The organism is Polaribacter butkevichii (assembly GCF_038024105.1).
Taxonomy (GTDB): domain Bacteria; phylum Bacteroidota; class Bacteroidia; order Flavobacteriales; family Flavobacteriaceae; genus Polaribacter; species Polaribacter butkevichii.
Genome location: NZ_CP150661.1, coordinates 3,672,321 through 3,688,650, shown reverse-complemented (window position 1 = coordinate 3,688,650; position 16,330 = coordinate 3,672,321). Strand labels below are relative to the sequence as shown.

Here is a 16,330-nt window from a genome sequence, read left to right as displayed (position 1 = left end):
TTTATTTTTTAAAATTAAAAAAAGGTGTGAGGGGTTTCCTCACACCTTTTAAAGATGTTAATTTGGCCCAAATTGAGTTACTTGAGCTGTATTCATATTACCTAATTGTAATACGTTAGCATTATTGTTACCTCCTACTGCTGCAGTTTGGTTTACTAAAGCAGAGTTTTGGTCACCAATTTGGTTTACTAAACTACAGTTAATAGCCATGTCTGCATCTTGTGTAACACATGATGTATTGCTATCTCCTACCTGATTTACAGTAGATAAATTAAAGTTTGCAGCATCATCTCCAACCATTGTTTGAGTTTCTACAGAAACATTATTATCTCCTGTTTGATAAGCAGATGCAAAGTTATTAGACCCAACTTGATTTTGTTGTGCACCATTACCGTCTCCTATTTGATTTGCAAAAGCTACACTTCCGCTAGAATGATTTGGCCCACTAGATTGGTCTTGAACTACAGAGTTTCCATTACCCCAAGATAATACTGTTGCTTCATTACTATCAAAACGTTGTTTTTGAGAAGATTTATTGCCATTACCTTGTTGGTTAGCATAAGCCATATTATCTTCTGATTGCATAGCTGTAGTGCTTCCTACATCTTGTTTAGCATAATTGTCATCTCCTATTTGGTAAACACGACCTTTGTTATTGTCTCCAAATTGTTTAATGTCCGATCCATTTGCATCACCAGATTGAAAAGAAGAAGCTAAATTACCTGCTTGTCCTGGTATAAAATTAGAATTGTTTTGTCTTATTAAAGACATATTACTGTTTCCATTTTGCGTACCATTAGCTTGATTGCTGTTACCTACTTGTTGAATATCAACTTGATTGACTCCTGTAGTTATAAAACCAGCTGGAACATTTATTTGATCTACCACACAATTAGCTGTTGCAGGTGCTCCGTTATTCACATTATTGATTGCCTCAAGAGGTGTTCCGGAGGTTTTTGCAATTACTCCTGTTTGACCACCTGGAATTGCAAATTCATTTGGATTTTGAGCAAATGTTACTCCTGTAGCTATACACATAGCCATAATTAATAATTTTTTCATGATAAATAATTTAAATACGTTAGTTAAAAATTTAGCACAACAAATTCTATTCGATATAAATTGAATAAGAAGTACTATTAAAAATTTTTAGGGGTAATTAAAATTATTAGGGATAAAATGTTTTGTTATTAGTATAACTTTACATTTTCAACCAACTCAAAAGAAAGAGTTGTAGTAAACTATATAGTTTGATCAATTTGTGTTTAAACATGTCAAATATAGTTTTTTTTCTACAAAAATCCTATATTATTATATTTTTAAAATAAATAAAAACCACACAAAACACCTAAACCACTTACAAACAACAACTTAAGTGCGTTTAAAAAGTAAAAACAGGTGTTTTACCTATAAAAAACAAGGAAAAACACCTGAGTAATTCTTAATTTAACTACCATTATTTTAGTAATTAAATAATTTATAGGCTATTTATTTAGTAAATAACAATTCTCTATACTTTGTAAGTGGCCATAAATTGTCATCTACCATGGTTTCTAATTCATCGCAATGAAACCTTATTTCTTTTAGAAATGGTTTTACTTTAAGACAATAATATTCTGCACATTTTAAGCCCGTATATTTATTAGCTTTCAATTTTTCTTCTTCCATTTTAATAACCAAAGCATTTATTTGAGTAATATGTTTAGAGATCACCATAATTAACTCTATTTGTTCTTTGGCGATGTTTTTATATTCCTCACCAAAAATTTCTTTTAGATTTTTAGTATTTTCTAATAACGTATTTTGATAAATTATAGCTGTTGGCACTACTTGATTTCTAGCAATATCTGCCAACACACGCCCCTCTATTTGTACTTTTTTAGTATAAGATTCTAAATCAATTTCATAACGAGCTTCTAGTTCTATACTACTCATTACCTCCATTTCTTCAAACAACGCAATTGCTTTTTCAGAAACCTTTACTTTTAAGGCTTCTGGTGTTGTTTTATAATTACTTAAGCCACGTTTTTTAGCTTCTTTTTCCCACGCTTTACCGTAACTATCTCCATCGAAACGGATGGCTTTTGAATCTTTTATATATTCTCTTAAAATATTAAAAACAGCTTCATCTTTTTTTAGATCTTTTTCCTCTACCAAAGCATCCACTTCTATCTTAAATTCTTTTAATTGTTTTGCTACAATGGTATTTAAAACAGTCATTGGTATGGCACAATTTGCCAAAGAACCCACCGCTCTAAACTCGAATTTATTGCCTGTAAATGCAAAAGGAGATGTTCTGTTTCTATCTGTATTGTCTAATAAAATTTCTGGAATTTTACCGATAATATTTAGCTTTAAATCTGTTTTTTCTTGCGGAGATAACTTCCCTTTTGTTACGTTTTCTAACTCATCTAAAACGGCTGATAATTGGCTACCAATAAATACAGATATAATTGCAGGTGGAGCTTCATCAGCACCTAAACGGTACTCATTACTTGCAGATGCAATAGAAGCTCTTAACAACTCTTCGTAATTATAAACCGCCTTAATAGTGTTTATAAAAAAGGTAAGAAACTGCAAGTTTTTCATTGGTGTCTTACCAGGACTTAACAAATTAGTTCCGTTACCTGTAGCTAAAGACCAATTGTTATGTTTACCAGAACCATTAATACCCGCAAATGGTTTTTCATGAAATAACACCTTAAATTTATGTCTTCTAGAAACTTTTTGCATTACATCCATCAACAAAGAATTATGGTCTACCGCTAAATTTGCCTCTTCAAAAATAGGTGCAATTTCAAACTGATTAGGTGCTACTTCATTATGCCTTGTTTTTACAGGAATTCCCAATAACATACACTCTTGCTCTAAATCTTGCATAAAACTCATAGCCCTTGCAGGAATGGTTCCAAAATAATGATCGCCTAATTGCTGCCCTTTTGCAGGAGAATGCCCTAATAAAGTTCTACCTGTTAATTGTAAATCTGGTCTTGCAAGCATTAAAGCATCATCAATTAAAAAAAATTCTTGCTCCCAACCTAAGGTTGCATTTACACTACTTGCATTTTTATCAAAATATTTACAAACAGCCGTGGCATGTGTATCTATAGCTTGTAAAGCCCTAAGTAAAGGTGTTTTATTATCTAATGCTTCTCCTGTATAAGCCACAAAAATAGTAGGAATACAAAGTGTGGTTTCGTAAATAAAAGCTGGTGAAGTAGGATCCCAAGCTGTATATCCTCTTGCTTCAAACATATTTCTAATACCTCCATTAGGAAAACTTGATGCATCTGGCTCTTGCTGAACGAGTTGCTCTCCATCAAACTTTTCCATGGCTAAACTACCGTTTATAGACTCAAAAAAAGCATCGTGCTTTTCTGCAGTTGCCCCTGTAAGTGGCTGAAACCAATGCGTATAATGGGTAGCACCTTTAGACATTGCCCAATCTTTCATACTCACCGCAACTTGGTCTGCAATCTTTCTATCTATTTTGGTTCCATGCTCAATTGCATTCATTACACTTTCATAAGCAGCACGTGTAAGATACTGTTGCATAGCATATTTGTTAAATACATTTTGTCCAAAAAGTGTTGACCTTTTTTCGTTTTGAATCACTTTTACAGGACTTCTCTGTAGTGTTTCTTGCAAAGCATTGAATCTAATCCTTGACATATTATTAAAATTTTCTACTTATTTTTAACTTTAAACAAATATACCCTTTAGAAATTAGGGATAAAATTATTTTTTATGCTTTTTAAATATTTACCCCCTCTTTTTTTTGATATGTAACTAAATTATTTGATTTTTGTAGAACGAACATCACATAAACAATTATATATTATGGCAAAAATTAAATTAGAATACATTTGGTTAGACGGGTATTTTCCAACTCAGAATATGAGAAGTAAAACCAAAGTTGAAGAGCATGAAAACTTTCAAGGAACTATAGAAGAGCTAGATAATTGGTCTTTTGATGGTTCGTCTACAAGACAAGCTTCAGGTGGAGCTTCAGACTGTTTACTTAAACCTGTTGCAATCTATCCAGACCCTGCAAGAATTAATGGTTACTTAGTAATGACAGAAGTTTTAAATGCAGATGGTACTCCTCACGTTTCTAATGGTAGAGCTACTATAGAAGATGAAGATGATGATTTTTGGTTTGGTTTTGAGCAAGAATATTTCATAATGGATACAAAAACACAATTACCTTTAGGTTTCCCTATTGGTGGTTATCCAGCTCCACAAGGAATGTATTACTGTTCTGTAGGTGGTAAAAATACACATGGTAGACTTCTAGTTGAAGAACATGCAGATTTATGTATTGATGCAGGTTTAAATTTTGAAGGAATTAACCAAGAAGTAGCATCTGGACAATGGGAATTTCAATTATTTGCCAAAGGAGCAAAAAAAGCAGGTGATGAAATTTGGATTGCTCGTTATTTATTAGATAGATTAACAGAACAACATGGTTACTATATTGAATATCATCCAAAACCATTAGGTAAAGATATGGATTGGAATGGTTCTGGTATGCATGCAAACTTCTCTAACACTGTTTTAAGAACTTGTGGTTCTAAAGAAACATATGAAAAAATATGTGAAGCATTTAGACCTGTTGTAAAAGAACATATTGCTGTTTATGGTGAGTTTAACGACCAACGTTTAACAGGTGAACATGAAACTGCTTCTATACATGATTTCTCTTACGGAGTTTCAGATAGAGGTGCATCTATTAGAATACCTATTATTACTGTAGAAAAAGGTTGGAAAGGTTGGTTAGAAGACAGAAGACCTGCTTCTAATGGTGACCCATACAAAATTGCTGGTAGAATTATTAAAACTGTAAAATCTGCTAATATTAACTAATTTTTAATATTTTAATTTCTTAAAGAATCCGTTTTCTTAACTGAAAACGGATTCTTTTTATTTACAGAATCACCAAACTAATAACAGATTAATTAAATATTTTTATTTATAATATATTTGCCTAAAGACTTACATTAATTATTCTGCTGTTAGCATGAAAGTAAAAAAATGGATTTTATTAATAATGAACACACTGGTAATTTTTGTAGTTACTGCTGTGTCTTTAAGCTTTTATTTTGAATTCTCTAAAGTTTTAGACCAACGTATATTATTGCACTTAAACTCTATTAAAACACTAAAAAAAATACAATTAGAACGTTTAATAGACAAAGAATGGAATGCCTTTAATTACACAAGTCTCCCTAAAAATACGATTATAAAATTACCTGAAAACAAGTTTTTAACTCCTGGTATTTATGATTTAACAGACTTACACCCAACAAAACAGACTTCCGTTGGGTTGATAAAAATTAAAGATAGTATTCGATATTTAAAAATTATTTCTTATCAAAAAATAAAACAAATCTTATTAGAACGAACAGGAATGGGATCTAGCGGAGAATCTTACCTTGTAGGATCTGATTACAGATTACGTTCTCAGTCTCGATTTTCCCCTACAATTACCCCTTATAAAATAGCTGCAAAAACAAAAGGAACCACCAATGCTTTTAAAAAAGGAAATGGAAATGGTGTTTTTTTAGATTATAGAAATATAAAAGTATATAGTGTATACAATCCTTTACAAATAGGCAATTTAAATTGGGTAATTCTCTCTGAAATTGATGTAGATGAAGTTACCATTCCGCTGCAAAAAATGCGTTTAAAACTGGTTATTCTAACTTTAATTATTATTACCATATCCATAATACTATCGCTGTTTTTAACAAAAATAATTACAGAACCTATCAAAAAAATACAGAATAGCATCCTTTTAATGGTTAAAGGAGATTATAAAAACAATTTATCTATAAAAAATAGTCCTACAGAAATCATAGAAATAGCCAATGCTTTAAACAATCTAAAAGCGATGTTATCTGGAGCCGTTGCTTTTTCTATGGATATCGGAGAAATGAACCTAACATCAGAATATCAACCTAAAAGTAATTCTGATTTATTAGGACACAGTTTATTAAAAATGCGAGAAAAACTGGCTTCTTATAGAAATATAGAAAAAGAAATAAACCTATCTACTAAACGCTATCTGGTAGAAGGCCTCGAAAACGAAAGAGCGAGATTAGCAAGAGAATTACATGATGGTATTGGCCCATTATTAATAACACTCAGACTTTATATTCAGAATAATATTTATGATAAAACTCATAAAGAAACCATGAAGAATATGATTGATACCACAATTACCGAAGTAAGACAGATGACAAATATTTTAATGCCCACAAGCTTAGACAATTTTGGCATTGGTGTTACACTTATTAACTACATTAATACGATTAAAAAATCTATTAAAGCTTCTATATTCTTTGAAGATCTTACAAAAAAAGGAAAATCTAAGATCAACAAAAAACAAGAAATAAATCTTTTTAGAATAACACAAGAGTTAATTAATAACTCAATTAAACACTCTAAAGCTACAGAAATAAGAATTACATTAACTGAGTTTAATGATTTTTTATCTTTATATTATTTTGATAATGGTATTGGTTTTGATATTAAAAATGTAACCATGGGCTCAGGTATTTCTAACATAAAAGAACGAGTAGAAATTTTTGACGGTACTTTTCTAATAGAATCGACTACCAATAGCACTGTTTTTGAAATTGAAATGCCTATAAAAAACAATAAAAATGATTAAAATTGTAATTACGGATGACCATAATTTATTTAGAATGGGGTTGGCAGAACTTCTTAAAAAGCAAAAAGATATTGATGTTATTGCCGAATTATCTGATGGTACAGAGTTTTTAAATTTTTTATCAGAAAAAAATGATATTGATATTGTTTTACTAGATATAAACATGCCAAATCTAGATGGTTTTGAAGTTTTAAGAAAATTAAAAAAGTTAAATAGCATTGTAAAACCAATTATCTTATCGATGCACGATGATGGAAACTACATTGCCAAATGTGCTAAAAACGGAGCTTTTGGATACCTACTAAAAAACACCGATGAAGATGAGCTTCTTAAAGCTATAAGAATTGTTGCAAGCGGAAAAAAATATTTTAGCCATCAGATTTCTGAAAAGATGATTAATTTTATGTCTGCACAACACACTAGTCAAAAAAAATTATCAAACAAAGAATCGGAAGTTTTAACCCTAATTAGTAAAGGCTTAACTACAAAAGAAATTGCTTCAAAATTATTTGTTAGTTCTAGAACCATAGAAACGCATCGTGCTAATATCTTAAAAAAACTAGAAGTTAAAAACACTGCATCTTTAATTAAAAAAGCAACAGAAAACAACCTTATCTAAATTTCTTATCCGTATAAATACGGATGCAAAATACCAATATTCTTATAATAGCAGAACACCACTTTCTAAAGTATTTTTACAAAAGCTAAATGATAGTATTTAGTATAATTTAAAAACTTTTATTATGAAAAATACAAGTTTAATTGTAGTGTTATTATTCGTTTCAGTATCGGTATTTGCTCAAAAAAGAAATGAATTTACGGGACCAGAGCATAAAAATTACAAACCTTGGATGCACAAAGCAGAAAAGACATTAGTATTTAAAAATACAAGTAAAAAAGCATTAAAAGGATCTGAAATAAAAAACCAAAAAGTGTGGGAAACCAGTAATAAAGATTTAAAATTAATCTCTTTTACCAAATCTAATAAAACCAAACTAACAGGACCTGCGTATAAAAATTATAAGCCTTGGAAAAAAGACTAAACTCACTTTAATTTCATCTTTAAAAAAACTCTTGTATTTTTTCTATACAAGAGTTTTTTTTTGCAACGTAACTTAAAAACAGTTACACTGTTACATATAAAAAGGCCAAATATGCTATTAATAAAAGCACACCATCTTTCCAATTTAAACGATATCCTTTCGGTATAAAAACCAAAGGCAATACGATAAAAGAAATTCCTAACATCCAAAAAATATCATTTGTTAACAACCCCTGTCCTTGATCTGTAACTCCTACAGGTGTTATTATCGACGTAATCCCTAAAACAGCTAAAATATTAAATACGTTAGAACCAATAAGGTTTCCTAAAGAAATTGCTTTTTCTTTCTTTAAAACGGCTATAATAGACGCTGCAAGCTCAGGAATACTGGTTCCTATAGATACTACTGTAACAGCAATTACTCTTTCACTTACCCCAAACTCTAACGCTAAAGAAGTAGCCCCTTTTATCAATAATTCTGAACCACCCCAAAGACCTAGACCACCAAGAACTAAAAAAAGTGCAATTTTATACAATGGCAAAGGCTCATCATCTTCTGGCACCTCATCTAAAACAGCAGTTTTTTGAAAACGCAATAAATATATTAGAAAGATTACTAAAAAAGAAAACATAATAATCCCTTCATTTCTAGTTATTACATTATCTCCACTTAAAAAAAAGTACAATAAAACAGAAGCAATCATCATAACCGGCCAATCTGTTTTGTAAAAACTTTTTTGAACATTCATGGTTCCAAATAATAAAGTAATTCCTAAAACCAAGCCTAAATTAGCAATATTAGAACCAATTACATTCCCCAAAGCTAAATCAGATGCTCCACTTAAAGCAGCATTAATACTTACAATAAGCTCTGGTGCCGAAGTTGCAAAAGAAACAACCGTCATACCAATTACTATTTTAGGAATATCTAATTTTAAAGATAAAGCAACCGCCGATTTTAACAACCAATTACCTCCTAAAATTAACAATACCAAACCACCTATTATTAATAAAAAATTCATGTGTTATAGTTTTGGGCGAAGATACATTTTTATCACTTTAAGAAGAAAAGAAAAAATGAAAAGCCCCAAATAAGCATTTTAAAATACCCTTTTTCCTTTGCAATAGAAAAAAAGCAAGTGCACACGCCTTTAAATACTACAACTTTTACACATAAAACCCAATTACCACTTACAATAAAACACAATATATAAGTAAACAAACTTACACATTAAAACTAAAAACACTTTAACAGTTATAAATAGAAAATCAATTTAATTAATAAGTAATTGTTCTTTTGGTAGTAAGCCTTCAATGGTTATATATTGATAAGACAATTTCGAAATTGACCAAAATTATTAACTTAAAAACCCAAATTACTATGTTTATTATCTTAATTAAATTTACTGAAACCATCTCTGATCTTATATTTGAAGTTTTATTTTAACAAAAAAAATAACGCAACAAAAGAGGAAAAGAAAAAAAAGTAACTTATCTTTAAACAACTCAAATTTTAAACCTTGAGTTGTTTATTTTAGTAAATTTAGTCGTTTATTAACGACTAACAAAAAGCAAGTTTTGAAACACTTGTAAAAATAAAAAAATGAACCTTACCTTCCTTCTTAAAACAAGGATTGGATATTCTAAAGCGACTAAAATTCAACCAATAATTGTTGGATAGATGGCTTTTATTACTAAAAACTCATTAAACTAAAAAAACAATATTATGTTAGAAAAATATACAAAAGTGTTTACTGATAATTCTATATTAGTAAATCGATTACACTCCTTATTAAAAGAAGAAGGCATTGACTCAAGAATAACCGACCGCGTAGAATCTGGAAGGTTAGCAGGTTTTGGTGTTCCTACTAATTCTGTAGAGTTATTTATACATAATACCGATGTAGAAAAAGCGCAACCAATTATAGATTCTTTTAAAAATAAAATAAATTCGTAAAAAAAAAGACAATTCTCTTTCCATTATCAAAAAATGATATTATATTTGCACCCGCTTAACGGCCATGTGGCGCAACTGAATAGCGCACTTGATTACGGCTCAAGAGGTTCTAGGTTTGAATCCTAGCATGGTCACCACTAAAACCAGTACTTTCCAACGATTTGGAAATTACTGGTTTTTTCATTTGCATACTATTTTTATACTACTCCACAACTTTTTGACTTGATCAAAAAAAACCTTAATAAAAAGACAAGTATATCGTCTTTCTAAAAAGGTTTATTAAAATATATTTTACTTTTTAAGACCTACTTAAATAGTCAAAGTATTAAACCAATTTTGCACCAAATCACCTTCCATAGGTTTAATGGTATTATGTATGTAATCGTTTTTAATTATATCATAATGATAATATTTAGACCATTCTTTAATATGAGTAGATAGTTCTAATAAAGATTCGCAAATAAAATTCACTTCTTGGTTTGTCATTGTTGGGTGTATAGACAAACGAACCCAACCCGGTTTTTCTGTATTACAACCTTCGTGAATTTGAAGTCCTATATTTCTTGAGGTTTGCTGATCTACATTTAGCAAAAAATGCCCATAAGTACCCGCACAAGAACATCCGCCGCGCGTTTGAATACCAAAATGATCATTTAGCAATTTAACCACCAAATTGAAATGGTAATTTTCAAAATAAAATGAGAAAATTCCTAATCTGTCTTTTTGATCTGGAGCTAAGATATTAACTCCGGGTAAAGCTTCTAATGTTTCAAAAATACGAGCATTGATTTCATCTTCTCTAAGCTTTATCATCTTTACACTCATCTCTTCTTTTAACTGAATGGCAAGTGCTATTTTGATGGTTTGTAAAAATGCAGGAGTACCGCCGTCTTCTCTAGTTTCTACATCGTCAAAATAATCGTGCTGCCCCCAAGGATTTGTGTAACTGACCGTTCCTCCTCCAGGATTATCTGGCACGGTGTTTTTATATAATTTTTTATTAAAAATTAAAACTCCAGAACTACCAGGACCTCCAAGAAATTTATGAGGTGAAAAGAAAATAGCATCCAGATATTCTTCTTCATTTTCTGGGTGCATATCAATATCTACATAAGGTGCAGAACAAGCAAAATCTACAAAACAAAGCCCATTGTATTTATGTGTAATTGCTGCAATTTTATGATAGGGTAATTTAATACCCGTTACGTTAGAACATGCGGTTACAGAAACCATCTTTATAGGATGCGCTTCATAAGATATTAAAAGCTTTTCTAGACTCTCTAAACAAATAAGTCCCTCATTATTACTAGGAATTACTTGAACATTTGCAATGGTTTCTAACCAAGAGGTTTGATTTGAGTGATGCTCCATATGCGATACAAAAACAACAGGTCTTAACGCTTCTGGAATTGCAGTATAATCTTTTAAGTTTTCTAAAACTTTTAATCCTAGAATTCTTTGAAACTTATTTACAACGCCAGTCATACCAGAACCTTCTGTAATTAATACATCATTTTTAGATGCATTTACATGTTGTTTTATTCTGGTTCTTGCTTCATGATAAGCTAATGTCATTGCTGCACCACAAGTTGATGTTTCTGTATGTGTATTGGCTACAAAAGGGCCAAAACTATATAACAGTCTCTCTTCAATAGGACGGTAAAGCCTACCACTAGCCGTCCAATCTGTGTAAATAAGTTTTTTTTCTCCGGATGGAAACATAAAAGTTTGATCTACACCAACTATATTTTTTCTAAATTTATTAAAATACAGCTCTAATTCTGTTTCTTTTTTATGAAGTAATATTTTCATTTTTTTTAGTTTTTAAAAGAATTCATTTAAAATAAAAAATTACTTTTTAAAGTTTGAAACACCATTTTTTAACCAGTTTTTATAGGTTTCTACATCTGGTGTATAAGCAACAGGATCTATTAAATTATTTTCATTATGATCCATCAATACATACATTGGCTGTGTATTTGTTTTGTATTTAATTGTTTGCAATTCGCTCCATTTTTGTCCGATGTATTTTAACTTCTTACCTGGTTTTAGTTTTGAGTCTACAACCTCATTATCTGGTAAAGGTCTTTTATCATCTACATACAATGAAATTAAAACTACATCATTCTTAAGCATCCTTAAAACATTTGGTTTTACCCAAACATTCTGCTCCATCTTTCTACAATTTACACACGCCTTTCCTGTAAAATCTATCAATACGGGTTTTCCTACTTTTTTTGCATAGGCTAAACCTTTGTCATAATCATTAAAAGCTAAAATATCATGTGGCGCCATTAAATGAGCTCCATCTGGAATATCAGACTGTACAGCATCTCCACTTCCCAACTTAGAAAACCCAACTCCGTAAGGCGATTCACTGTAATGTTGTGGAGGTGGAAATGCACTAATTAAATTTAAAGGTGCTCCCCACAATCCCGGAATCATATAAATAGTAAACGACATAACTATTAACCCTAAACTTAATCGACCTACAGAAATGTGTGCAAGCGGACTATCATGTGGCAATTGTATTTTTCCGAATAAGTAAAATGCAAGAGCTCCAAAAATGGCTATCCAAATGGCTAAGAACATTTCTCTTTCTAACAAATGTAAATCTAAAACCAAATCTGCATTAGACAAGAATTTAAAAGCCAAGGCTAATTCTAAAAATCCTAAAACGACCTTTACGGTATTTAACCATCCTCCAGATTTTGGCAAAGAATTTAACCATCCAGGAAAAGCTGCAAATAATGCAAATGGCAATGCAATTGCTAAAGAAAAACCTAACATCCCTACAATTGGCCCCAGCTGGCTACCACCAGATGCGGCTTCTACTAATAAAGTACCTACAATTGGACCTGTACATGAAAAAGAGACAATTGCTAATGCTAAGGCCATAAAAAAGATACCGATTAGTCCTCCTTTATCTGCTTGGGCATCTACTTTATTTGCCCAAGAATTAGGTAACATTATTTCAAAAGCACCTAAAAACGAAGCTGCAAAAACCAATAATAATAAAAAGAAAATTAAGTTAAACCAAACGTTGGTAGACAATGCATTTAAGGCATCAGCTCCAAAAACTAAACTTACAAATACCCCTAGTAATACATAGATTACAATAATAGAAATTCCGTAAATAAGTGCATTCTTAATTCCGGCTGCTTTTGTTTTACTTTGCTTTGTAAAAAAACTTACCGTCATAGGAATCATCGGAAACACACATGGGGTTAATAAAGCTGTAAAACCGGATAAAAAAGCAATAAAGAAAATAGCTATTAAATCTTTGTTTTCAGACTTTTTTTCTTCTTTTTTTATTTCCGAAACTATTTTGTAATCACTTTTTGTATTCTCTACCGTTTCGGTTGTTTTTATTTGAGCTTCTTTTACATTAAATTCTAAATCGATATATGAAGGTGGTAAACATTTTGTATCATCACAGATCATAAACTCAACCTCTCCTTTTATCAACAATAATTCTTTGTTTAATACTTTTATGCGCTGTCTAAATTCTGCTTCATTTTTAAAAAACTTAATTTTTAATCCAAAAACAGGATCATCAACCGTATAACCAATATCTTCAGATACTGTATCTACTAATTCGAAATCTGAATTGGTTTCAAACGTAAAACTAGTAGCTATCGGACCATCTTCTGGCACATTTTGAGAATAAAGGTGCCAACCTTCATCAATCGTTGCATTAACAATTAGGATAAACTCTGTTTCTGATTTTTTTTCAACTGAAGTTGTCCAACTAACAGGTTCAAAAATTTGCGCATGGGCACTTAGTACAAAAAAAAATATGAACACAAAGTTCTTCAATTTATTTTTCATTTCTGTATTTTTTAGAATTATTGATGATTATCAATCTCTTACACCACCTTATCGTCTATTTTTTTTTAAAAGATTTTTAATAAACTAAAACCTAAGATGATGTATTTTGATTTAAATATTTAAAGAATCGAAAAGTGTTTTTAACTCTTCTTCTGAAGGTCTTGGTGCATTTGTATTTACAATTTTACCTTCGGGATCTAAAAGAATGAATTTAGGAATGCCTTTAATAACATAATCTTTGATAAATTCTGAATCAAAATTTATATCTGCCAATAACTGAACACCACCAAGCTCTTTATCCTTAATCATAAGCTTCCATTTTTCATAATCTTTTGGCTTATCTACAGAAATACTTAGAAATTGAATGTTTTTACCATGGTAGGCTTTTTCCATTTCCTTTAGGGCAGGAATTTGAGCTAAACACGGGCCACACCAGGTTGCCCAAACATCAATATAAATATATTTGCCTTTAAGATCATCTAAAGAGGTTGTTCCGCCTGCAAAATTCTCGTATCCCTCAAACTTTGGAGAAGGCTCTCCAACTTGAATCAATTTCAGTTTACTATAATAATCTTCTACCTTTTTTAGTTGGTCTTGGTCTGTAGCACCTGTTTTAAAAGCATTATAGTAATCATTTAAATCTTTTGTAATAGTGATTCCAAAAATAGCACTGTTTAATAAATCTGTTTTCATGGTATTACTAGCTACAGCAGCGTAGGTTTGTACACGTGCCACGTCTTCTGGAATATTTTCGGCATCGCTTAATTGTTTTGCTTTTTCTCTGTAATACTTTGCAACCAATACTTTATACGCTTTAAAAGATGAATAATCTTCTTCGTGGTTATAATTAACATTTTTAAGAGGATCTAAAAATTCTTTAGAGACATTGAAATCTGGTTCTTTTGCATAATAGCGATGATAATTTTCATAATTGGCCAACGCTGATAAATAATTATATTCAATATCGCGTTGTTGCGCAGATTTAAAATTAGCAGAAATGGTTTTGTTATTTACAAGAAGTTTATTCTGTATTTCTTTTTCTTCATTAAGCTTTTGCGTAAAGTTTATTTCATCGAGCATATAGAAGTTTTCACTACCATTAAATGCTTTTACTTTATTTTTTCTTTCTTTTAGAAAATGATTTTCGGCAGATCCATTACCAGTAATTGTTAATGTACTGTCTAAAAACTTGGCATTGGCAGTTATATTTAGGTTGTACCCTGTTTCTAAATACATTGGTACTTTACCTCTACCATACTTTAAGTTATAATACCCCTTTTTTAATTTAATTGTATCATTAAAAGTACCATCAACATTTACAGATATGGTGTCTAAAACTTTTCTAGACAAACTGTTAGATACAATAATTTGTTTGGACCTTCCTTCTTCAATTTTTCCAGAAATAATTGCGTAATCTATAACGTGTACTTCATTTTTACAAGAGAGCACCACTATCGTTATAAGTAAAATATAAATTGCTTTTTTCATTTTATTTATTTTTAATGTTTTTATTTAGAAAGTTTTCTACCTCATGTTCTGAGATATTTTTCATTATTATTTCACCAGATTTATCTAATAAAAAGTTACTTGGAAAGGCTTGAATACCAAATTCATCGCAAACGGCATTGTCTACATCTAATAGTTGCGTCCATGTTGTATTAAATTTATCTAAAATACGTAACCATTTATTTCTATGACGTTCACCATCATGAGAAACACCTACAATTTCAAAAACTTCTTTATTGGCCTGATGCAATTCTTTAAGTTTAGGAAACTGAGCAATACATGGCGGGCAGCCACTATACCAAAAATCGACTAATACATATTTACCTTTAAAATCTTCTAAAGAAACCTTGTTTCCGTTTCTGTCTGGCAATGTAAAGTTTGGTAGATTTCTACCTACAGTTACTTTTTTAGTTAATTCTTTATAATTATATAGTTCTTTTCCTAACCACTTAGATTTCATACTGCTACCCAATAAACCATATACATATTCTAAATCTTCTACTTTAGGGTCGTAGGTGTAAAGTGATCTTGCAAATGCTAACGATAAATAAGAGTCTGGATGTTTCATGATATAATCTAGTTTCTTAATTTCATCTATTTCACCAATCTGAGCATATAAATTTTGTCTTTTTGTTTCTTGTTCTTGGGCCTTATCTTTAAGCAGAGTTAATGGTTTTGCTATTGCATATAATGAATCTGATGCCTGTTTTAAATCTGTCCTTGATTTTCTGAAACGTATATACTCGTCATGAACTGTAGAGCCTTTTACCGCTTTTAAGAATGGATAATTTGAATTTAATTTTACACTAATTTCTCCTGGTTCTAAAAAGAATGATCCATTTGCTTTAGATTTTTTACCATAGAAACGCGCCCAACTAGGATGTAGAACCTCTCCTTTAAAAACAACCTGTCCTTTATTAGCTTGTTGTTCTATCTTTTTCTTTTTGCCATCCATATCTAAATATGTTATTGATAACAACTCGTCATCAGCGCCTTCTATATGAACTAATACTTTAAAATCATGTGATTTGTTTTGTGCTTTTTCTTTGCAATTAAGCAAAATCAATGAAAATATTATAAAAATTAAGTTTATTACCTTAGGGTGTATTTGGACTTGTATTATTTTTTTTTTCATGTTTTCTATTTCTTAATTATAACTTAAGCACAAGCTTCACTATCTTGAACTTAAACTGATAAATTGACTTTCTAAATCTTTAAAGAGCGGCTTTGCTTCTTATTAAATTTGATAACTTAAGCCTACCTCTTTTTTTTGAAGTCACATGATTTTTCAGTATTTATTTAGACATACTTCTCCTTA

Annotated in this window: 12 protein-coding genes and 1 tRNA gene; 6 read left to right on the top strand and 7 right to left on the bottom strand. The window is 30.6% G+C overall.

What is annotated here, in order from left to right; genetic code table 11:
* Positions 1-57: 57 nt before the first annotated feature.
* Entirely contained in the window at positions 58-1,062 is a 1,005-nt protein-coding gene (locus WG951_RS15540; RefSeq protein ID WP_105047856.1) for a hypothetical protein, read from the bottom strand.
* A gap of 426 nt (positions 1,063-1,488) precedes the next feature.
* Positions 1,489-3,672 (bottom strand): glutamine synthetase III, encoded by a 2,184-nt coding sequence (locus WG951_RS15535; RefSeq protein ID WP_105047855.1) that lies wholly within the window; start codon positions 3,670-3,672, stop codon positions 1,489-1,491.
* Positions 3,673-3,840: 168 nt separating this feature from the next.
* Between WG951_RS15535 and WG951_RS15530 the strand changes: the two genes are divergently transcribed.
* From WG951_RS15530 to WG951_RS15515, 4 genes are all read left to right on the top strand, one after another.
* A complete protein-coding gene (locus WG951_RS15530) occupies positions 3,841-4,866 on the top strand; it encodes a glutamine synthetase beta-grasp domain-containing protein (protein WP_105047854.1) in 1,026 nt (341 codons plus the stop codon).
* 184 nt (positions 4,867-5,050) lie between these two features.
* Positions 5,051-6,676, top strand: a complete 1,626-nt coding sequence (locus WG951_RS15525) for a sensor histidine kinase (RefSeq protein WP_170062857.1) — start codon at positions 5,051-5,053, stop codon at positions 6,674-6,676.
* Entirely contained in the window at positions 6,669-7,295 is a 627-nt protein-coding gene (locus WG951_RS15520; RefSeq protein WP_245893464.1) for a response regulator transcription factor, read from the top strand. Before WG951_RS15525 ends, WG951_RS15520 begins: the two co-directional genes overlap by 8 nt.
* 124 nt (positions 7,296-7,419) lie before the next feature.
* Complete coding sequence (locus tag WG951_RS15515) at positions 7,420-7,719, top strand: hypothetical protein (protein ID WP_105047851.1); 300 nt, start codon at positions 7,420-7,422, stop codon at positions 7,717-7,719.
* Positions 7,720-7,801: 82 nt separating this feature from the next.
* Here WG951_RS15515 and WG951_RS15510 read toward each other — a convergent pair whose 3' ends face one another.
* Complete coding sequence (locus tag WG951_RS15510; RefSeq protein WP_105047850.1) at positions 7,802-8,740, bottom strand: calcium/sodium antiporter; 939 nt, start codon at positions 8,738-8,740, stop codon at positions 7,802-7,804.
* A gap of 704 nt (positions 8,741-9,444) precedes the next feature.
* Between WG951_RS15510 and WG951_RS15505 the strand changes: the two genes are divergently transcribed.
* Together WG951_RS15505 and WG951_RS15500 are read left to right on the top strand one after the other, a co-directional pair.
* Positions 9,445-9,675: a DUF2007 domain-containing protein gene (locus WG951_RS15505; RefSeq protein WP_105047849.1), complete on the top strand. Its 231-nt coding sequence runs from the start codon at positions 9,445-9,447 to the stop codon at positions 9,673-9,675.
* A 60-nt stretch (positions 9,676-9,735) separates the two neighbouring features.
* Positions 9,736-9,812, top strand: a tRNA-Arg gene (locus tag WG951_RS15500).
* A 172-nt stretch (positions 9,813-9,984) separates the two neighbouring features.
* Here WG951_RS15500 and WG951_RS15495 read toward each other — a convergent pair.
* The 4 genes from WG951_RS15495 to WG951_RS15480 form a co-directional block, all read right to left on the bottom strand.
* On the bottom strand, positions 9,985-11,487 hold the full coding sequence (locus WG951_RS15495) for an aminotransferase class V-fold PLP-dependent enzyme (protein ID WP_105047848.1): 1,503 nt from the start codon (positions 11,485-11,487) through the stop codon (positions 9,985-9,987).
* Between the two features lie 39 nt (positions 11,488-11,526).
* The gene (locus WG951_RS15490) at positions 11,527-13,506 is read right to left on the bottom strand and encodes a protein-disulfide reductase DsbD family protein (RefSeq protein ID WP_105047847.1); all 1,980 of its coding nucleotides are present in this window, start codon (positions 13,504-13,506) and stop codon (positions 11,527-11,529) included.
* A gap of 111 nt (positions 13,507-13,617) precedes the next feature.
* Positions 13,618-14,994 (bottom strand): TlpA family protein disulfide reductase, encoded by a 1,377-nt coding sequence (locus WG951_RS15485; RefSeq protein WP_105047846.1) that lies wholly within the window; start codon positions 14,992-14,994, stop codon positions 13,618-13,620.
* 1 nt (position 14,995) lies between these two features.
* Positions 14,996-16,072 carry a redoxin domain-containing protein gene (locus WG951_RS15480; protein ID WP_170062856.1) on the bottom strand — a complete coding sequence of 359 codons (1,077 nt, stop codon included), beginning with the start codon at positions 16,070-16,072 and terminating at the stop codon, positions 14,996-14,998.
* Positions 16,073-16,330: the final 258 nt, after the last annotated feature.

Excerpts from the sequence above, each read along its gene's own strand:
- WG951_RS15540 (WP_105047856.1), bottom strand. The coding sequence starts at position 1,062 with ATGAAAAAATTATTAATTATGGCTATGTGTATAGCTACAGGAGTAACA.
- WG951_RS15535 (WP_105047855.1), bottom strand. The coding sequence starts at position 3,672 with ATGTCAAGGATTAGATTCAATGCTTTGCAAGAAACACTACAGAGAAGT.
- WG951_RS15530 (WP_105047854.1), top strand. The coding sequence starts at position 3,841 with ATGGCAAAAATTAAATTAGAATACATTTGGTTAGACGGGTATTTTCCA.
- WG951_RS15525 (WP_170062857.1), top strand. The coding sequence starts at position 5,051 with ATGAACACACTGGTAATTTTTGTAGTTACTGCTGTGTCTTTAAGCTTT.
- WG951_RS15520 (WP_245893464.1), top strand. The coding sequence starts at position 6,669 with ATGATTAAAATTGTAATTACGGATGACCATAATTTATTTAGAATGGGG.
- WG951_RS15515 (WP_105047851.1), top strand. The coding sequence starts at position 7,420 with ATGAAAAATACAAGTTTAATTGTAGTGTTATTATTCGTTTCAGTATCG.
- WG951_RS15510 (WP_105047850.1), bottom strand. The coding sequence starts at position 8,740 with ATGAATTTTTTATTAATAATAGGTGGTTTGGTATTGTTAATTTTAGGA.
- WG951_RS15505 (WP_105047849.1), top strand. The coding sequence starts at position 9,445 with ATGTTAGAAAAATATACAAAAGTGTTTACTGATAATTCTATATTAGTA.
- WG951_RS15495 (WP_105047848.1), bottom strand. The coding sequence starts at position 11,487 with ATGAAAATATTACTTCATAAAAAAGAAACAGAATTAGAGCTGTATTTT.
- WG951_RS15490 (WP_105047847.1), bottom strand. The coding sequence starts at position 13,506 with ATGAAAAATAAATTGAAGAACTTTGTGTTCATATTTTTTTTTGTACTA.
- WG951_RS15485 (WP_105047846.1), bottom strand. The coding sequence starts at position 14,994 with ATGAAAAAAGCAATTTATATTTTACTTATAACGATAGTGGTGCTCTCT.